This is a genomic window from Pyrolobus fumarii 1A (genome assembly GCF_000223395.1).
Taxonomy (GTDB): Archaea; Thermoproteota; Thermoprotei_A; order Sulfolobales; family Pyrodictiaceae; genus Pyrolobus; species Pyrolobus fumarii.
This window is the reverse complement of the sequence record NC_015931.1, coordinates 794,308-813,178: the sequence shown is the minus strand read 5'-3', so window position 1 is coordinate 813,178 and position 18,871 is coordinate 794,308. Positions and strand designations below refer to the sequence as shown.

The window sequence follows — 18,871 nt, the reverse complement described above, 5'->3', positions numbered from 1 at the left end:
GTTGTGGTTTATGCTGTAGTGTACTCTTCCATGAGGCGGTCTAGGGCCTCTAGTATCTCCTCGCGTATCTTGTCTATCTTGTCTATCTCGTCGTTTGGTATCTCGAACTTCGCTCTCATTAGCTTAGTTAGCTTGTCGCTAAGCTTCTCTCTGATTGCTTTGACTGGGATACCGTGCTCTACTAGCCTCATTGCGCTGCGGTGGAAGTCAATTATTGCTCTCATTAGCTTGAATTGCTTCTGTGGCGTCGAGAAGGCGTCAATTGGGTCGAACGCGTTCTGCTTTAGGAAGCCCTCTCTGATGAGCCTCGCGGTCTCTAGTATCAGCTTGTCCCTCTCACTTAGACCCTCGGTACCTACAAGCCTTACAATCTCCTTAAGCTCGTCCTCGCGTAGTAGGATGCTGTACATCTCGTCGCGGTACTCCTTCCACCTGGGGTCGATATTCTCGTGCCACCACTTGGCTACTAGGTCGACGTAGGCGGAGTAGCTGATTATCCAGTTGATGGCTGGGTAGTGCCTGGCGCTCGCGAGTGCGACGTCAAGCGCCCAGAAGACTCTCACGAACCTCCTGGTGTGGCTTGTTACCGGCTCGGTGAAGTCGCCACCCGGTGGCGATACCGCAGCAGCGATACTAACGCTGCCAACTCTGTTCGGCCTGCCGAGAAGGACGGCACGGCCAGCGCGCTCGTAGAACTCTGCTAGCCTGGAGGCTAGGTAGCTTGGATAGCCCTCCTCGGCTGGCATCTCCTCGAGACGGCCTGCTATCTCGCGAAGTGCCTCGGCCCATCTGCTCGTAGAGTCGGCGATTAGCAGTACGTCGTATCCCATGTCGCGGTAGTACTCGGCCATTGTCATGCCGGTGTAGATGCTAGCCTCTCTTGCGGCCACCGGCATGTTGCTAGTATTGGCGACGAGGATGGTCCTCTCTAGTAGTGGGCGTCCGGTCCACGGATCCTTGTACTTCGGGAAGCGGCGTAGCGCATCGGTCATCTCGTTGCCGCGCTCGCCACAGCCGATGTAGATGACGACCTTGGCGGCGCTCCACTTAGCTAGGCTGTGGAGTGTGACGGTCTTACCGCTGCCGAAGGGACCGGGGATTGCAGCAGCTCCGCCCTTAGCCAAGGGGAACAACGTGTCAATGACTCTAATGCCGGTTAGTAGAGGCTCAATGGGCTCGAGCTTCTCCTTTACCGGGCGTGCTCTCCTCACTGGCCACCTATGCATCATCTTTAGTTCTACTTTGCCGCGACCCGGGACAGTAACTACAGCAATCGTATCCTCTACGGTATAGTCGCCCTCTGGCGCAAGCCATTCTAGAGTAGCGCTCGGAATGTCCGGTGGCACCATAATGCGATGCTCGATTAGAGGAGTCTCTTGTACTGTGCCTAGCACGTCACCAGCGTGTACCTTGTCGCCAGGCTTTAGTTCAGTGTTGGGCTTGAAGTGCCACTTCTTGTGCCTGTCAAGGGCTGGTACCTTAACACCGCGCTTCACGAAGATGCTGCCGGTGAGATCCTTTATCTTGCCCAGAGGTCTCTGAATACCGTCAAAGATCTGGCCGAGGAGTCCAGGTCCAAGCTCGACGCTAAGAGGCTCGCCCGTACCGTAAACAGGCTCACCAGGCCTTAGTCCGGTAGTCGACTCGTACACCTGGATGAAGGCCTTATCGCCACTAATCTTGGTGATCTCGCCTACGAGTCTCTCCTCGCCAACCTCAACCATCTCGTACATCTTGGCGCCGCTCATGCCCTCAGCTACTACCAGTGGACCAGCAATCCTGATGATTCTGCCCTTGACTGGCAAAGCTAGGAGCCCCGAGGGGTGGTCTGGCGCCAGGAGGAGTATTAGAGGCTCTCTGCCTCGCGTAGGATACGTGGTGTGAGAGAAGCGAGTGGTGCGGGGGGTGGGATTTGAACCCACGCCGGCCTACGCCAGCGGGTCTTGAGCCCGCCCCCTTGACCTGGCTCGGGCACCCCCGCAGCCGAGGAGGGCTGAGTCTTCCAAAGAAGAAGGTCAAAAGACAAGCATTATTAGCTTTGCCTCTTGGAGCGCTCGATGAGGGCTAAGCGACGCCTCTCATGGGCTCTTCTAAGTGCCTCCATGCCGCGCCTATCCCAAACCCAATACTCGATTCTCTCGGCGTAGTGGAGCGCGTAGAGTAGCGGCGGTATGAGTATGACGGAGACGAGTGCTACCCACATGAGTGTGCGTAGTGGGTTTAGAGCAGAGCTTGGCGGTGTTAGGAACAGCAGCGCGAAGAGCGGATCAAGTACAATGAAGATGATAATGTAGCCGTAGTATTGGGGTATTGTAGAGACACGTGCTCTTCTGCGGGGAGGGTTACCCGCCTCGTAACGTGCTCTCTTGAAAGGATGGCTAGGCCCCCAAGTTATTATCCTCGCGATAAAGTATGCAGCTAGTGTCCCGAAGAACCCCAGAAGCGCCAGCAACGCCATAACTGCGTAGTTAGCCTCGAAGCTGTTCACTCTTTAGCCCCTCATCCAAACTCTTGCTCTCCCAGGTTTTAACATGCTCTACTCGTGTTAGCCCCTCAACGCCCAGCTTAGCTGTTCGAACCCACTTAGCACCGGAGTCTTGAAGCGCTTCTGCCACCTTCTCCGCTACACTCTCATCCACTAGAGCTATCACAACGCCACCCATGCCAGCGCCGGTCAACTTTGCTCCGAAAGCGCCAGCTCGCCTAGCTGCCCAGACGAGGCGCTCAATCTCGGGGGTAGAGACGCCCATTGCGTACAACAGGCCATGCGCAACATCCATTATCTCTCCGAGTCGCCTAGCATCGCCAACGTGTACAGCGTTGGCCGCCTCCTCTACAAGCTTCCATGCGGCCAGGTAGACCAGGCTAGCAGCTCCCCGTAACCTAGAGTATCTAGATAGTACAAACTCTACCGCCTTCCTTGTGCTCCTCTCCACGCCAGTATCGGCAAGTATCAGTGTGAATCTTGTGCCTGGCGTTATGCGCTCGTAGATTAGCCTCGAGTGGTATAGTATGAAGCCTCCGTGTAACGCGACGGTGTTGTCGATACCGCTAGGTTTGCCGTGATGTACCACCTCGGCCTCGAATGCTAGCTCCGCGACGCGTTCTTCCTCCACGGTGCCCTCTACGGCATCTAGAAGCGCAGCAGCAAAGACAGTTGATACTGACGCGCTGCTACCAAGGCCTGCTCCCATAGGCGCCTCTGACCACACTCTTACACGGATACCGCGGGCTCCTATGATCTCAGCAATCCTCGCTAGGCCAGCCAGCTTGGCGCCACACACGTTAGCCGGATACACGCGGCACGTGACACCCAAGTTAACAGCGTCAACTAGGACAGTTTCTTCGTTGAACTCGTCCCAACAGGCATACGAGTATAGTCCGAGGGCTGCTGCAAGCGCCGGTATACCCTTCACGACGAAGTGCTCGCCAACAAGTATCACTTTTGTTGGCGCTCGGTAGCAGCGCGTAGAAACCTCACCTCCACGCCGGGGACTCCACCTGGCATCTGCTTTTAAGTGGGTGAACTGGTTAAGCGAGAGGTTTACCGGGGGCAGCAGGTTTTGGCCGCTAAGGGTAAGCTCGTAGCCTGGCTAGAGGAGGTAAGCAAAGAGGACGTACCTCTAGTAGGCGGTAAGGCTGCCAACCTTGGCGAGCTGTTGCGTGCGGGTATACGCGTGCCTCCAGGTTATGTCGTAACAGCTGAGGCTTATCGTAAGTTCATGGAAGAGACTGGGCTATTCAACAAGATACTAGACATTATTAAGAGCATTGACATCAACAATACTGCTCAGCTCGAGGAGGCCAGCCGTAAGATAAAGCAACTGATACTTGACACCCCGATGCCGAAGGACCTAGAGGAGCTCATACGCCAATATTACAGGGAGCTTGCAAAGCGCGTGGGTGTAGAGAACCCGCTTGTCGCGGTAAGGAGTAGTGCCACGGCGGAGGACCTGCCTGAGGCCAGCTTTGCAGGCCAGCAGGACACCTACCTAAACGTGCGCGGCGAGGACGAGGTTGTCAAGAAAGTAAAGGCTTGCTGGGCTAGCCTGTTCAACGCCCGTGCCATATTCTACAGGGAGCAGATGAAGATACCCCATGAGAAGACCTACATGGCTGTAGTTGTGCAGAAGATGGTAATGAGCCGCTCGGCGGGTGTAATGTTCACAGTCCATCCAGTGACTGGCGATGATAACGTCGTTGTAATCGAGTCTGCGTGGGGGCTGGGTGAGGCTGTAGTAGGGGGCAAGGTAACGCCCGACGAGTTCATAGTTGATAAGAAGACGTTGAAGGTTGTTGACAAGAAAATAGCTGAGAAAAAGATAGCGATAATCTACGACCCGGAGAAGGGCAAGAACATCGAGATAGAGTTGCCGCCTGAGAAGGCAAAGGCGCCGAGTCTCAGTGACGAGGAGGCTGTGGAGCTGGCAAAGCAAGCCATTAAGATTGAGAAGCATTACGGCATGTACATGGATATAGAGTGGGCCATAGACCAAGAGATGAAGTTCCCGGACAACGTGTTCATTGTGCAGGCTAGGCCGGAGACCATTTGGAACGTGAAGAAGAAGAAAGGTGGTGAGGAGGCGAAGGAGGCTGAGGAGGCGGTGCCGCCGGAGAAGGCTGAGGTTATCGTACGCGGCCTCCCGGCTAGCCCCGGTATCGCATCTGGCGTTGCGCGTGTCATCCTAGACCCGCACAGTGAGGAAGCTAAGCAGTTCCGCGAGGGTGACATCCTAGTAACGAAGATGACTGACCCCGATTGGGTACCGATAATGAAGAAGGCGGCTGCTATAGTCACGGATGAGGGTGGTATGACTAGCCACGCGGCAATAGTATCCAGGGAGCTTGGTATACCGGCGGTTGTGGGTACGAGAGAAGCGACGAAGAAGATCAAGACTGGTATGGTAGTAACGGTTGACGGTTCCAGAGGCGTAGTTTACAAGGGCAAGGTGTCGGCGGAGAAGAAGCCGGAGAAGGTAGAGGCAGCTGTTGCTCCAGCGATACCCAAGGAGATACTTCGCGAGATATACCCAGTAACTGCCACCAAAATCTACATGAACCTTGGTGAGCCAGACGCGATTGACAAGTATCTCGACTTGCCTTTCGACGGCATTGGTTTGATGAGGATAGAGTTCATCATAACCGACTGGATTGGTTACCATCCACTGTATCTCTTGGAGCAGGGTAAGGGCGACTTCTTCGTAGACAAGTTAGCTGAGGGTATCGCGAAGGTAGCCTCGGCGATCTACCCAAGGCCCGTAGTGGTACGCTTCAGCGACTTCAAGAGCAACGAGTACCGCGGCCTAAAGGGCGGCGAGAAATACGAGCCGATAGAGCGTAACCCGATGATAGGCTGGCGTGGCGTATCCCGCTATATCCACCCCAAGTATCGTGAGGCGTTCAAGCTAGAGGTCAAAGCTATACTAAAGGTCCGTGAGGAGATGGGTCTCAAGAACGTATGGGTAATGCTACCATTTGTAAGGACGACTTGGGAGGTCAAGGAGGTTCTCAAGATAATGGAGGAAGTTGGCCTGCGCCGCGGCAAAGACTTCAAGGTATGGATAATGGCTGAGGTTCCAAGCGTAGCCATCCTAGCCGAGGAATTCGCCAAGCTTGTGGACGGCTTCAGCATAGGCAGTAATGACCTAACACAGCTTGTGCTAGGCGTCGACCGCGACTCGCAGCTACTAGCAGAGATGGGCTACTTCGATGAGCGTGACCCAGCAGTGCTAAAGGCCATTGCAATGATAATCAAGGCAGCCAAGAAGCACGGAAGGACAGTATCCATATGTGGTCAAGCTCCAAGCGTCTACCCGGAGATAGTCGAGTACCTCGTAAGACTGGGTATCGACAGCATCAGCGTCAACCCCGATGCTGTGATACCGACGAGGCGTCTAGTAGCGAGCATCGAGAGGAAGCTAATGCTTGAACGCCTAGCTAAGCTAGAGGAGAAGCTATCCAAACTAGACATCTAAGAAGCTGCTAGCCGCTTTCCGGCCACTCTCTTTTCCAACACTCTTTAACGTCTAGTCAAATTATCTTGTTCCAAATGAGAGCTCGTGTAGCACATTTTTACATTGGCGAATATGCACAGCTAGCCACTAGAAGGAATACCGCCTACATCATTCTCTACGGGTGGCATTCTACTGCGTAAGGTCAGGATTGTGTCACGTCTCTAGTTGAGACTGTAGCGCGAGAAGCTTCTAACTTAAAAATAGAGGGTGTTGTTGTATCTTCTCACTTATGGCGAGCGTCTGAGCTGTTTAGATAGCGAGACAGCTTGGTTTGTTGAACTTTGCACATACTATCAGCGCTTCTCTGCTCTTGCGGGTGGCGTTCATGAGGTGCCTCAGCACATAGGTTAGCTCTGGTATGATGGGTATAACCTGCTCCTTGTTAGTTGGGTCGTACTCCAGGCACAGCTTATTTCTACAGACTTTTACACGTCCCGGGGTTGCCTCTAGGAGTACGTCGCCACGGCGGAACACTAGTTTTGAACCATCGTAGGCTATGGCGGTTGCCGGCTTGGTACGTGTCAGTAGTAGCCTGCCATTGGTTTCTACTAGTTGCCATGTAGCGCAGAATCTGGCTACCGTACCGCCGCCTGTCTTGATGACGTTGTCTGCTGCAAGACAACGGGCACGTTCTAACATTTCAGCAATGTCTTCTAGCATTGTGGATGTGTTGTACATTAGCGTCAATGCCTTTGACTCTTGTAGGTTCTGTGCTGTTCCCATGTTCTCGCGTATCTTGTTTACGATGGCTCTTGCAAAGCTAACCGCCTCATCGAGCCTCGCGTCAACCATATGCCCAGCCTCCGCGGCGCATCCGGCAGGTGTGCCCTCCGCTACCCGCTTTTAAAACGGGTGGGTGAGGTTTGCACCTTCCAGTAGAAGGGTGGGCCGTAAGGGTAAACGGGCATGTATATCTCGTGAAGGGCTGTGAGCATCCATTGCCGTGCATACATGTGATTCCCCGGCGTTTAGGAAGAACGAAAGTGAAAGATCCATGGACGATTGTCGGGCAAGGTGTGCCCGTGCGTTGGAGCCCATGCTTGAATGTAAAGCTCCACATGGTATGCCCCTGGGACGACTATGATTTGTTAGATCCGATTGCAAGGCTGGAGGAGTTAATTTCCAGCGGGTTTCGCGACCCCATAATCGAACAGCTGTACTCAGTCCTGGGTTCGAGTGTGGGGGTAACGGGCTCTCTACTTTATGGGGGAGAACATCGAGACATCGACATAGTAGTCTATGGCGTCCGGGAATCAGTTGAAGCTCTCGACTTGATACTGGAGATGTTTAAGAGCGGTAAACTAGCACCACCTCCCTACAAAGAGTATAACATTGTTAAAAGAGAGGTCGGCATCAAGGACTGGATTTATATATCACGTCGTAACCCTCTCGTGTTTAGGGATTTAGGCTCAAATCGCGTGTATAGCATTAGGCTCGTAGGTTGTAAGGAGCCCGTGCGTTGCCCGGATATTGTTGCGCGAAGCCCAGTTCATGCTAGCATAGTTATTGTAAGACACTTGACTCCGCCATGTGTGACACCTGGTCTGTACGAATGCAGAGCTAGAGATGGTGGCAAGCTTGTAATGTTGACGCTTAGATCAAGTCTCTCGTGTCTACCTCTAGGCGCAATGATAGAAGGTATATTCATTCTTGAACAAGTTAAGAATGGGATAGCCAGGTTAGTTCCAGATGGTGGGTATGTACGAATACGGCTGTTGCAAGGCTAACATAGAACCTCTTGAGCGGAGTATACTCTATATGCGTGACGGGCTGGTAGCGCAAGTGCTTGTACGCTATGCTAACCATCCCGTTATGTTTGTGCTCCCCAAGTATGTTATAGGGAAAGGTCCGTTATACGCGCGCATACTTCGTACAAATCTGCAGCGGGTCGTGTATCACTATAGGCCTCGGGAAGTTGCAAGCATCACAGGAAGGGTGTTCGACCCTTGCTTAGGAGGCCCTGTGCACACGACTAATACGATGCAAGCAGTTGCCTGTGACCCTATGTGCAGGCGCTCAGAAGTCCTGGCTAATCCTAGAGATGTGTTGGAGGAGGATGCATCAAGTCTATTCTTGCAACTAGAAATGAATGGTGTAGTGGTGTACCCGACTGGCTCCATACTTGGATACTATCACAACGAGAGAATGTCTGACATTGACATCGTCGTGTACCTGGACCTTAGTATGTGGCGGTGCGAGGATATTATAGAGGTTCTTGAAGGCACCCTGGAGCCGCTGCCGCCCAGCGAAGTCGAGTTTTGGGCAAGGAGCAGAAACGTGACACCACATTACTACCGCAAATGGGTTCGTGGTGTATATCGTGCTGCTAGCGAACGTAGAGTCTCTGTCACCTTTGCTGTAACTCAGAGGGAACGATACTGTGAGAACATGTTTGTATATAATAATAGAAGGTTGGTCGAACATCGTTTGAAGATAGAGGGTGGGGATTGTAGAGTGCTCTTGTGGCCGCACGTGGTAGAGGTTAACGATGATGTAGTTCTCTTATCTTTCGATGGTGTTTATGCGCCTCTGTTATACGAGGGTGGTGTCTTCGAGATTAAGGGTGTCGAAGGGGTTGTAATCGGAAAAGATGGTAGTGTTAAGAAGCTGATTGTTGTTGGTATCGCGGAAGCCGATACATGGCTTAAGCGTATAAGTTAAGCTCGGTGCGCCTCAAGTATCTTAATGGCTTCTTCTAGGGCTTTGCGTTTCTCCTCCTCGCTTCTAGCATAGATAGCGGCGAAGAGCGTCCCTACAAGCTTGTAGAGCAGTTTTACATCCTCTACTATCAAGCTGCACCTTTCTTCCAGGTTGTGTACCCTCGAGTTCATAATGTCGATTAGCGTATCCACAACGTGTAACAACTCGTCAATATCGTGGTGATGGTGATGATGGTGGTGATGGTGTTCATGCTCGTGTTCGTGTGCCATCTCAGGATGTAGCTCCATAACCTCCTCTACAACCTTCTCTAGGTCAGACTCTTTCTTTGGCAAAGTCATGCGCATCTTCTTCTTGTTTTCTTCAGGCACGTCTTACCACCCTAGCCGAGGCTAACGGTGATGGGGGTTGATTAAGAGACTCAGCTGCCAACCTCCTCGACTTTCCAACCTTGCGTTATGTAGATATTCCACACGCTGTGAAGCTTCCTAGCAGCATCTACATGAAGACATTTTGTGACGTACACATGGCCGTCCCTGGTATGCGCGGCTACACGGGCAAAACCCGGCTGACACTCAAGAAGCTCGACTTTCTTAACGTGGCCTAGATACACGAGGCCCTCGATAAATGTGACAGGTTTCTCTTCGCCTACCACGCTACAGCCCTGATTATCATTAGGGGGAGTGCGAGGCTTTAGGCTAGACGGAGGAACACTTGTACTGGTACACCATCCTCGTATAGAACTTCTATCTGCATACCAGTGACTGCCATTTCGCGGAGCGGCTCAAGATGCTGCTTTAGCCTCTCAAGCCTATTAAGCCTGTTTTGCAAGTCACGCACAACGTTGACAAGAGCTTCTAGTTCTTGGTTAGGAGTGGGATTGATAATGATCTTCAACTCGCCAAGGGTGAGCTCCTGAGTCTGAGGCATGGAGGGCTTTGCGCCAAGTCTACCAAGGACTTCCTCGAACTTCTTAAGCATCTCTGCTTTAGCCTTAGCCTCTTCTACGCGGCGTAGATACTCGCCAAGCCTGCTACGTATATCTGCTATCTCTTGGTCAATGCTACGTAGAAACTCCTCGGCAGAGTCAAAACGCTTCATGTCGTGGACCATGGGTCGCCCCCCAGTAGTGCGGCAGATGCGGAGCTTTAAACAAGCTCGAGAATAGCTAGTGCGACGCGTCTGCAACAACTGCTAATTACGAATCATGCTGAGATCGGCGTGGCAAGGTGCTTCGGTTTGCCGTTATCGCTCTATATAGCCTCGGGCAATGGTTAGAAGTTGTTGACGCCTCTCGTCTCTAGACGGCTTTCTCCATATACTCTTTGATTATCCTTTGTGCCTCCTCGTTTGGTATAGCAGTTGCTTCAGCATTGTGAAGAGCTTCGATGACCTTCTCCTTATTCTCTTCGAGCTTATCCGGTGGTGTGTCAAGCTTCAGTTTAGCCTCCATCGCCTTGTGATCTAATACTAGGATTGCACGTATGTCGCTGCCGGAGTCGAGGCGTTTTGCTACAATAAGGCCGACACTATCGCCCTTCTTGTTCTGGAGAAGGTAGAGATACTCATTCGTCTCGGGCACCTCACCTATAGCGGTGACATCAGCTATCTCTACATGTTCGCGTGGCTTGTAGGTTGTTGGCTTCTCGCCAGTCCATTCTGCCTCGCGGCCCGTAACGGGCGAGCCCAGAACCTCTTCGCGCTTACCCAGAGTCTCCTTGACGGCTTTTGCAACTTCTTCTTCCGGTATCCTTCGGAATGCTTCTAGTGTTAGTGTATCATAAAGCCACTTTATCTCAGCCTTGCCATCCTTCTCCTCAACTATGTACTCCACGCGGACGCGAACAACATCACCCTTGTCAAGCTTCAACTTGTTCACTATAATGTCGTAGAGTAGGCGGTTCATCTCGCCAGCCGCCCTTGCAACCTCACTAGCCTCTATCTTGCCCTGCTTCAGTAGGTCGCGAAGCTGGGCGAACAACGTGCGTCTCAGCTTGTCGGCGTATGCGCCTGCAATAACGAGTCCGGTAGAGAGTCTCCTTGTCTCCTTCTCTTTGGGCACGGGCCAGGCCCCCACTAGGTATACCAAAACGCTCGTATTACACTTGAGCGCTCTTCAAGCCCATCTTTTAAGGCTTGGCATGTGCATTTGCGCTAATGGGGGCGTGCGTGGCTCATCCGTGGATACCAGCAGCTAACGAGCGCGATAGGAGGATAATGCTGGAGCGCATAGGCGTCAAGGACCCCATTGAACTCTACTCTGATGTGCCCAAGAAGCTTATGCTTAGCGAGCCTCCTCGTGTAGGGCTGGGTAAGCCGCTAAGCGAGGAGGAAGTGCGCACGCACGTGGATAAGCTATTAGCGCGTAATCGAGTGTTTCGCGACCCACCGCCATTCATTGGCGGCACTGTCTGTCCTCACTACGTCCCGGCAGTTGTAGACGCGATAATCTCTAGAGCAGAGTTCTACACTGCATACACGCCATACCAGCCGGAGATAAACCAGGGTTTACTCCAAGCCCTCTTTGAGTACCAGAGTCTAATGGCTGACCTGCTGGAAATGGATGTTGTGAATGCGTCGATGTATGACATGAGCACGGCATTAGCCGAGGCTATCTTGATGTCATTGCGTGTCACACACAAGCACCGTGTCCTAGTGCCGGCCAGTATGAATCCCGAGCACTACGAGGTTGTAAAAACGTGGGTGTCTGGCAAAAACGTGGAGATTGTGCGTATACCCGTGGAGAGGGAGACAGGCAGGCTTAACATTGAGAGGCTGGAAGAAGAGCTGCGTAAAGGTGATGTAGCTGCAGTCTACGTTGAGAATCCGAGCTTCCTAGGAGTAATAGAAGATAGGGTTAATGAGATAAACGAGATTGTGCATCAAAGTGGTGCGCTTCTCATCGTCGGTGTTGATGTAACGAGTCTTGGTTTGATGCGAGCACCTGGAAGCTATGGGGCCGACATAGTTGTTGCTGAAGGACAGCCTCTAGGCCTCGGACTGAACTATGGTGGACCGTACCTCGGGATATTCGCGGTTAGGTGGGATAGGAAGCTTGTGAGACAGATGCCAGGCCGCCTCGTCGGTATGACTAGGACTGTTGACGGTGAGAGGGCTTTCACGCTGATACTCCAGACTAGGGAGCAACACATACGCCGCGAGAAGGCAACCTCGAACATAACTACTAACGAGGCGCTCATGGCGATAGCTGCTGTAGTCTATACTAGCCTCCTTGGGCGTAAAGGGTTCGAGAGACTATCGCGGGAGATACTAGTGCGTAGCAACTACCTGGCCATGAAGCTACGCAGTATCGGTCTCAAAGCTCCTGTATATCCGAAGGCCAGGATATACAAGAATGTGCCTGTAGCGTTTCCAGGCGACTATGGTGTTGTGCACCGTAAGCTCTTAGAGAAGGGTATCATGGGTGGGCTGCAACTTGCAAAGTACCCGTTGATAAGCGACGTGTTTGACGTTGAGCTGTCCAGGGTGGCTCTGTTCTGTGCGACTGAGGTGCACTCTAAGAAACACATAGACATGCTAGTTGACGCTATTCACGAGGCGATAGAGGGGTGATGTGCCGTGGAGAGATGGAGGCAGGCGAAGTGGCCCGAGCCTCTCATTTACGAGCTCGGCGGTGAAGGCAGGCGCGGCGCTATACTACCATACGAGAGCGAGCTAGAGGAGCTTGAGGCGCTAATAGGAGGATCCAGTCGGCTCCTCCCAGAGAACATGGTTAGACGCGAGTTGCTACTACCAGAATTGAGCGAAGTTGAAGTTGTAAGGCACTATACGCGACTAAGCCAGATGGCATACGGCGTTGACTTAGGTCCTGTGCCTCTAGGCTCATGCACAATGAAGTACAACCCGAAGATCTCGGAGGAAATTAGTCGCGATCCTAGAGTGAGGCTGTTACACCCGCTCCAGGATGAGGAGACAGTCCAGGGTATACTCGAGATACTCTATCATCTGGAAAAGTGGCTGGCCGAGATAACCGGAATGGAGCGTTGCAGCCTGGTTCCTCCTGCTGGTGCTGCCGGAGAGCTAGCTGGCGCGTTGATGATAAGAAAGTATCACATTGATCGTGGTGAACAGCGTGACGAGATGTTAGTGCCCGACTCGGCTCACGGGACGAACCCCGCGTCAGCTGCTATGGCCGGGTTCCGTGTTGTAAGGATACCAACGGGTCCTCATGGCACGGTTGACATAGAAGCGCTGAGAGCGGCGCTTAGCCCGAGAACGGCGGGCTTGATGTTAACCAATCCAAACACCTTAGGCATCTTCGAGGATAAGATACTCGAGATAGCAGATATAGTGCATGAGGCAGGCGGACTACTCTACTATGATGGTGCGAACCTCAATGCAATAATGGGGTTAGTGAGGCCCGGGGACATGGGCTTTGATATAGTGCATCTCAACCTTCACAAGACTTTCGCTGCGCCTCATGGAGGTGGTGGTCCTGGTGCAGGCCCTGTGTGTGCGAAGGGCGAGCTTGTAGACTACCTGCCCAGACCGTTGATAGAGTATGATGGGCGCAAGTACTACTGGGACTACCGCTGTGAGAAGTGTATAGGGAGGATTCGCGCCTACTATGGCAACATAATTCCACTGCTAAAGGCCTACATCTACATTGCTATGATGTCTGGTGAGGGTCTCCGAGAGGCAGCGATACAGTCTGTGATAAACACAAACTACTTCATAGCTCTCATGAGGGGGGTTAAGGGTTACGAGTTACCCTATGATCCTAGCAGGCCGCGTAAGCACGAGCTAGTGATTAGCGCTAAGCCACTTGCACGTGAGACCGGCGTGACAGCCGAGGATGTTGCAAAGGCGTTGCTTGACCGCGGGTTGCACGCGCCAACCATCTACTTCCCACTCATTGTAGACGAGGCTCTCATGATAGAATTTACTGAGAGCGAGACGCGAGAATACATCGAGGAGTATGCAAGAGCGCTCCGCGAGATAGCAGAGACAGCATATCGTGACCCGAAACTTGTGAAGAAAGCGCCTCAGAACACGAGTGTCAAGCGCGTTGACAACGTGTATGCAAATAGGCCTACGAGCGTGACACCCACTTATCGCGTATACAAGAGGAGACTATCTGGAGAAAAACTAGTCCTCTAAGATTTCTTGCTATGGCCTCATAGCCACCATACGCAATCTCTTCACGCACTCGACAAGACTCCTATCAGTGTCTCTCGACAAGCATGGCTGGCCGGTAGCAGTCCCTCCAATATCCTCAGAAGCGCAGACATAGAGCAGCTCTGAGCCGGCAGCATAGAGAGCTAAGCGTAGCCCCATACAGCAACCGTAAGGCATTACAGCGACCCTTATGTTGCGCCTTGCAGCCTCGCTGAGGAACCAGTACAGTATACTCGATACGCGCTCTGGCAAATCGGCTTTCACAGCTAGTTTCGCACCCCACGCGCCTAGCCTCTTTGCACTTGACAACAGATACTCAGCCATACCATCATTGTAATTCTCAACGTCCACGTGCAGACTGAGCAGTGTACGCCTCCAGTCAAACCCTTCCAGCTGCTTGAGGTCTACCCGTTCAAGCGTATACACCTCTAGATCCACGAGCATAGCGCCATGATCGAGGGCAGCTCTTAGCACGTTTATGCGCTCCTCGTCACTGAACTTGTTTACCCCTCCCTCCCACCATGCACGTACAGTAACAATGCTCCTTGAGAGTATGCCTGCTTCGCTAGCTTCTCGCACAACACGGAGCATGTCATCAAGCGACGGTAGGTAGTCGAGCCTCAACTCCACAGCGTCAACCAGTGGCGTTGAAAGTGCATGGTGTGCTTTAGCTAGGTCGCTCAGCTCTTTTACGGGAACGGCCGCGACTATCAAGACAACCGACCGTTATGCTGGTATAGTGCTTGGGAGGGTTTACGCTACTCGAGGGCCCATAGCGTTGCCAAGCGCTCTCATCTCTTTAGACTTTGAGGGGCTACCCTACATCGTCTCGTCAAGGCACCAGCTAGGACCCGATGGAAGGCTATGGGGCGAGGCAAGGCGGATAGCAACGAAACTAGCGAAGCTCGTCTCCCAGAAGCTCATCGAAGCCGGGTATGAGAAGGTGATAGTGGCCGATAGTCACGGTCTTATGATAAACATAGAGCCTTTAGAATTCCCGCGTGGAGTTGTGCTTGTGACCGGGTTCCCTAGGGCCTCGCCCGCCATGGTCCCTCTGGTTGAGAGTGTTGACGTTGCCATCTTTCTCGGGTACCATGCGCGTGCTGGTGAGCGCTCCGTTCTGGCTCATACCTATGCCGGGAGGTACGTGGAGGAGGTAGTAGTGAACGGTATGCCAGCGTCCGAGTACCTGTTGAACGCGTTGTACCTAGGCGAGAATGGTATCCCGGTTGGTCTTGTGGCTGGCTCGGCCGAGCTAATGGAAGAAGTGGAGAGATACACGCCCTGGGCAGAAAGAGTAGTGCTCAAGAGGAGTCTAGGCTTCCTTGCTGCCGTGTCTCCCTCGCTACAGGATCTCGAGGAAGCGTTGGTCAAAGCATTGCAAGCCATGAACGAGAAGCTTGAGAAGGGTGAATTGAAGCCATTGAAACCAAAGACACCAGTAGAAGTTACTATCCGGCTAACGAGCCCGCTGTACGCCGATGTGTCTGAGTTGCTTCCGGGAGCCCGCAGGGTAGACGGGCGCACCATTGCATACAAAGCTGAAACCATGGAGCAAGCTATGAGGATGCTAGAGCTGCTGCTCTATGCGTGGGTTGGCGCTGCTAGCATAGCAGGCAAATAGGCGGATGAGGAAGCCGTTAGACACTGATGTATGATGAAGTAGCCGGGCGCCCGACGCACTAGAGTCTTGCAATACTCCTGGCTCTCTTGACACAATCTGGTATCGCGGCGCGCGGGACGCCCTCCGGGCACTTGTCCACGGGTAGCTTGCAGTTGCCTTCTAGCAGCTTGTCAAGTGTGCACTCTGCCCCAGCGAGCTGCGCGACGCGTAGACACCTGGGGCCGGCCCATCTCCATAGCAGGGGCTCTACTCGCCGAAGCTCCTCAAGCATAGACCATGCCACCAGACGTATCTCCCACTGGGCGCGTGTACAGAGACGTAGCGGCAGAAACACCTCTAGAAGCTCACGGGCATTCATCGTCACAACTAGGCGTGTTTTAACAGCATTTGGTATAACAAAGCGGGCATCCTCTCTAGGCACGCCACTCGACAATAGGCGATAGTATGTGGATGTTGAGATGGCAAGAGCAGATAGCATCTCGCGGAGCGCGGCACCCTCCAGCCACGGTGGTATCACATACCCCTTACTTACCACGTTAAGCGCCTCACGTAATTCTACGTCGCCATTATTAATTAGCTCTGAGAACTCGCTCAACGCCCTAGAGTAGAGGCGGTAATCCTCTCTCGTCCTCGGCTTCTCTGGGCACGACATGCCAACTACCTTGCAAGCCTCAAGCGCCATGTCGCGAAGGAAGCCCTCACTCCACCTCATCGACTGCTGTGTATAGCTCGCGATACGATGGCGCACGAGTTGATGACTGCATATCCTGCTGCAGACAACCTCAAAGGTATACTTGCAGTGCTCCAGGACGCTCGTAAAACCATGTAGAATAATTGAGTGTAGCCACACTTCAGCCTCGTACGTGTTCATCGAGAGAGCCTCGGTAAAGCTGCGTCTAGAGGCGCTCATCTTTGCGGCTGCAGCCGCATATAGCCAACAAGGTCTCGTATATTCAACAAGACGCGTTGTGATCATCCCACGATTCGTTTTCAACTACTAACACCCAGCCGTCCACGCGATATGCTATAATGTTGGTTCGCGTAGCATCCTCCAGAACTAGTAATACCGTAGTAACGCTCCGGCAGCTACTCTTGTTGTTCGGCTAGCTTCTCGAGCTTAGAGAGGAATCTAGAGAGGCGTACTACGCGAGGAGATATCTCATGCACGATGCCATCCACCGCGACATAGTGTCGTCTTTCGAAGCGGTGTCCAGATATCTTCTCAACCTCCTCCAGCATATAGTGTAGCTGGATACAGTGCATGGAGCCGTCAACAGTCAAAACGGCGACTCTCCGTGGTAGTGCTCTCGATATCATGCCTGCTAGCTTGAATCCAAGCATGTTGATGTGGTGTTCTTCGGGGCATGTCGCGAACGCGGCACATCCAACGAACTTGGCATCGAGTAGTATACGCGGGTTTAGTTGTTCCAGGCACCTACTGTAGATCAGGATGCAATCAAGGCCTCGCAAGCAGGGGGGATAGGCGTTGGAGTCTATCAAGCGACCGCATCTAACAGCCAAACTATGCACCAGGAGAGTGGAGCCGCCGCCGGGACTTGAACCCGGGACCACCGGCTCTCTCGCGACCTCGGAGCGAGGCCAGGGCCGTTACGAGGCCGGCGCTCTGCCCGCTGAGCTACGGCGGCACCATTCGACCCATTACACTCCAACGGTTTATAAGCTTTGGAGTGTATTTCCTGCTCTTGGCGGCCGATGAGGTTCCATGCAGGCCTAGAAGACTTTATGTTTTCGGGATGACTGGAGCCCGCCTCTCCCGAGGCCGCTGAGTATATGGATTGGGCTCAGCTGGTTGCTCATAGGCCTCCGGGTGTATACTGTGGCAGCCGAAGAGCCTCTATTGAAATTAATAGGTATACCTCTCGCGATGGCTACTCAGCACCCTGACTCAGCCAACAAAGGGTTCAATTCGCAGGAGGAAGTGGGTGAGGCGCTGCTAGACCTCCTACCGCTTAGTGAGGGGGGCTTTGGCTGTGACGAGAAGATGATAGATTACGAGGGTAAGCTCACACCATATCAGCAAATGAAGTGGGTCGTCGAAGAGCTGATTAAAGCCGGTCTTGAGCCAGGCGAGGATTTCATCATAACTCCGCGTGTGCCTGCCGAGAAGCTGGAGGAGGCGGAGCGCCAATTCTTTGTACTAATGGGTGTGATGACTGCAAATAAGTATAGTATTGACAAGACCGGTAACCAAGCCATACGCTACATAGTGCATCCTATGAGCGAGTCGCCGCAAGAACTTCTGGTACTCCAGCGTCGCGTTGTGAAGCTGCAGAGGCTCGCAGAGGAAGAACTAGGGCTTCATGGCGCAGAGCCTCCGAAAATAATCCCGCTGATAGAGGAGGTGATACGCCATCTCCATGCCGATAAGCTCCTGGAGGGGTTCCACGCTAACGTGGCTAAGCAGCTAGGCATGTTATACGACTCTTACCGTGTGTTCCTCGGGAAGAGCGACGCGGCGCTAGGCTACGGCCACCTAGCTTCAAGCATAAGCCTCGTTGTCGCTCTCTCCAAGATATACAGGTGGGGTCAGCAGGAGGGCGTACGAGTATACCCGATAATCGGTGTGGGCAAGCCCCCATTCCGCGGCCATCTAGCGCCACACGCTGTAGACAAATTCGTCATGCAGTATCGTGGCTACTACACTGTGACCATACAGACAGCGCTAAGGTACGATACACCTAGAGAGGATTACATCCATACACTACGCATACTCCGCGAGAATGCAGCTGCTGACGCCAAGGTGCTGAGTAAGGAGGAGGAGAGAGTGCTTGCTGAGGCAGCACGTATAGCGACAAGGGAGTACCTACGCTTCCTCATACAAGTCGCCGATATAGTGTACACAGTCTCGCGTCATGTGCCCAAGAGGAGGGAGAGGGTGCCGACAGAGCAGTACGGGCGCGACATAAGCCCGTCATTGGCGTTCGCGTCTGACCCGAGCCTGCTGGTCAACGCTAAGAGCACCCTGCCACTACCAAGAGCGATAAGGTTCACAGCCTCGATGTACACGCTGGGCATACCACCTGCGCTCGTGGGGCTGGGTAGGGGGCTCGAAGCCATACGCAAGAGGCTAGGCGAGGAGGTCTACGAGCTAGTGCTGAAGCTGCTACCATCGCTACCCACTGATGTGGAGTTCGAGCTTAGATGGTGGTTCCCAGATATAGCGCGCTCCTACATGCCGAGTGAGATCGTAAAGCTCGTCGAAGAAGATGTTAGGATTGTACGCGACGTGTTCGGCGTCGAACCGGAGCCGGCGCCGCCAGAGTACAAGAAGTTGATGCTAGAGGCTAGGGGCAACATAGCGGCGGGCAGGAGCGCCGCTAAGCAAATCGAGGATATGGGCAAGATTAGAGGCTTCCTTGGTTGAGGGCTCAGCACTTAATGGAGTCGTCACTAGCTCGGCGAGTACAGCCCTCAT

18 protein-coding genes and 2 tRNA genes are annotated in these 18,871 nt (G+C 53.2%); 7 read left to right on the top strand and 13 right to left on the bottom strand.

Going from position 1 to position 18,871, the window contains the following annotated elements:
• Positions 1-8 precede the first annotated feature (8 nt).
• The 4 genes from PYRFU_RS04305 to mvk form a co-directional block, all read right to left on the bottom strand.
• Positions 9-1,748, bottom strand: coding sequence for a V-type ATP synthase subunit A (locus PYRFU_RS04305; RefSeq protein WP_048192410.1), 1,740 nt, complete (start codon positions 1,746-1,748; stop codon positions 9-11).
• Between the two features lie 146 nt (positions 1,749-1,894).
• Positions 1,895-1,981 (bottom strand) — tRNA-Leu (locus tag PYRFU_RS04300).
• 51 nt (positions 1,982-2,032) lie between these two features.
• The gene (locus PYRFU_RS04295) at positions 2,033-2,488 is read right to left on the bottom strand and encodes an NADH dehydrogenase subunit 3 (protein WP_014026411.1); all 456 of its coding nucleotides are present in this window, start codon (positions 2,486-2,488) and stop codon (positions 2,033-2,035) included.
• Complete coding sequence (mvk, locus tag PYRFU_RS04290; RefSeq protein ID WP_014026410.1) at positions 2,469-3,443, bottom strand: mevalonate kinase; 975 nt, start codon at positions 3,441-3,443, stop codon at positions 2,469-2,471. The genes PYRFU_RS04295 and mvk overlap by 20 nt, the downstream gene beginning before the upstream one ends.
• A 120-nt stretch (positions 3,444-3,563) precedes the next feature.
• Between mvk and ppsA the strand changes: the two genes are divergently transcribed.
• Positions 3,564-5,975: a phosphoenolpyruvate synthase gene (ppsA, locus tag PYRFU_RS04285; RefSeq protein WP_014026409.1), complete on the top strand. Its 2,412-nt coding sequence runs from the start codon at positions 3,564-3,566 to the stop codon at positions 5,973-5,975.
• Positions 5,976-6,263: 288 nt separating this feature from the next.
• On the opposite strand, the gene PYRFU_RS04280 is transcribed toward ppsA, so the two are convergent.
• Positions 6,264-6,806 (bottom strand): hypothetical protein, encoded by a 543-nt coding sequence (locus PYRFU_RS04280; protein WP_014026408.1) that lies wholly within the window; start codon positions 6,804-6,806, stop codon positions 6,264-6,266.
• A gap of 248 nt (positions 6,807-7,054) precedes the next feature.
• Between PYRFU_RS04280 and PYRFU_RS04275 the strand changes: the two genes are divergently transcribed.
• Both PYRFU_RS04275 and PYRFU_RS04270 read left to right on the top strand, forming a co-directional pair.
• The gene (locus PYRFU_RS04275; RefSeq protein ID WP_167827835.1) at positions 7,055-7,741 is read left to right on the top strand and encodes a hypothetical protein; all 687 of its coding nucleotides are present in this window, start codon (positions 7,055-7,057) and stop codon (positions 7,739-7,741) included.
• A complete protein-coding gene (locus tag PYRFU_RS04270) occupies positions 7,704-8,675 on the top strand; it encodes a hypothetical protein (protein ID WP_014026406.1) in 972 nt (323 codons plus the stop codon). The genes PYRFU_RS04275 and PYRFU_RS04270 overlap by 38 nt, the downstream gene beginning before the upstream one ends.
• Here PYRFU_RS04270 and PYRFU_RS04265 read toward each other — a convergent pair.
• The 4 genes from PYRFU_RS04265 to PYRFU_RS10175 all read right to left on the bottom strand — a co-directional run bounded on the left by PYRFU_RS04265 (position 8,672) and on the right by PYRFU_RS10175 (position 10,734).
• Entirely contained in the window at positions 8,672-9,043 is a 372-nt protein-coding gene (locus PYRFU_RS04265) for a hypothetical protein (RefSeq protein WP_014026405.1), read from the bottom strand. The two genes, PYRFU_RS04270 and PYRFU_RS04265, sit on opposite strands and share 4 nt — an antisense overlap.
• Positions 9,044-9,093: 50 nt before the next feature.
• A complete protein-coding gene (locus PYRFU_RS04260; RefSeq protein WP_014026404.1) occupies positions 9,094-9,327 on the bottom strand; it encodes a hypothetical protein in 234 nt (77 codons plus the stop codon).
• 38 nt (positions 9,328-9,365) lie between these two features.
• A complete protein-coding gene (locus tag PYRFU_RS04255; protein ID WP_014026403.1) occupies positions 9,366-9,785 on the bottom strand; it encodes a hypothetical protein in 420 nt (139 codons plus the stop codon).
• Positions 9,786-9,972: 187 nt separating this feature from the next.
• Positions 9,973-10,734, bottom strand: a complete 762-nt coding sequence (locus PYRFU_RS10175) for a DUF2258 domain-containing protein (protein WP_014026402.1) — start codon at positions 10,732-10,734, stop codon at positions 9,973-9,975.
• 107 nt (positions 10,735-10,841) lie between these two features.
• Between PYRFU_RS10175 and gcvPA the strand changes: the two genes are divergently transcribed.
• Both gcvPA and gcvPB read left to right on the top strand, forming a co-directional pair.
• A complete protein-coding gene (gcvPA, locus tag PYRFU_RS04245; RefSeq protein WP_014026401.1) occupies positions 10,842-12,245 on the top strand; it encodes an aminomethyl-transferring glycine dehydrogenase subunit GcvPA in 1,404 nt (467 codons plus the stop codon).
• A gap of 6 nt (positions 12,246-12,251) precedes the next feature.
• The gene (gcvPB, locus tag PYRFU_RS04240) at positions 12,252-13,793 is read left to right on the top strand and encodes an aminomethyl-transferring glycine dehydrogenase subunit GcvPB (RefSeq protein ID WP_014026400.1); all 1,542 of its coding nucleotides are present in this window, start codon (positions 12,252-12,254) and stop codon (positions 13,791-13,793) included.
• A gap of 9 nt (positions 13,794-13,802) precedes the next feature.
• On the opposite strand, the gene PYRFU_RS04235 is transcribed toward gcvPB, so the two are convergent.
• Positions 13,803-14,525 (bottom strand): type I 3-dehydroquinate dehydratase, encoded by a 723-nt coding sequence (locus PYRFU_RS04235; protein WP_014026399.1) that lies wholly within the window; start codon positions 14,523-14,525, stop codon positions 13,803-13,805.
• A 25-nt stretch (positions 14,526-14,550) separates the two neighbouring features.
• On the opposite strand from PYRFU_RS04235, the gene PYRFU_RS04230 reads away from it, so the two are divergent.
• A complete protein-coding gene (locus tag PYRFU_RS04230; RefSeq protein WP_052296934.1) occupies positions 14,551-15,435 on the top strand; it encodes a M55 family metallopeptidase in 885 nt (294 codons plus the stop codon).
• 58 nt (positions 15,436-15,493) lie between these two features.
• On the opposite strand, the gene PYRFU_RS04225 is transcribed toward PYRFU_RS04230, so the two are convergent.
• The 3 genes from PYRFU_RS04225 to PYRFU_RS04215 form a co-directional block, all read right to left on the bottom strand.
• Positions 15,494-16,429 (bottom strand): FAD-dependent thymidylate synthase, encoded by a 936-nt coding sequence (locus tag PYRFU_RS04225; protein WP_167827834.1) that lies wholly within the window; start codon positions 16,427-16,429, stop codon positions 15,494-15,496.
• 92 nt (positions 16,430-16,521) lie between these two features.
• Positions 16,522-16,956: a hypothetical protein gene (locus tag PYRFU_RS04220; protein ID WP_048191578.1), complete on the bottom strand. Its 435-nt coding sequence runs from the start codon at positions 16,954-16,956 to the stop codon at positions 16,522-16,524.
• Between the two features lie 17 nt (positions 16,957-16,973).
• Positions 16,974-17,081: transfer RNA gene (locus PYRFU_RS04215), tRNA-Thr, on the bottom strand.
• A 164-nt stretch (positions 17,082-17,245) separates the two neighbouring features.
• Between PYRFU_RS04215 and ppcA the strand changes: the two genes are divergently transcribed.
• The gene (gene ppcA / locus PYRFU_RS04210; protein WP_167827833.1) at positions 17,246-18,820 is read left to right on the top strand and encodes a phosphoenolpyruvate carboxylase; all 1,575 of its coding nucleotides are present in this window, start codon (positions 17,246-17,248) and stop codon (positions 18,818-18,820) included.
• Positions 18,821-18,871: the final 51 nt, after the last annotated feature.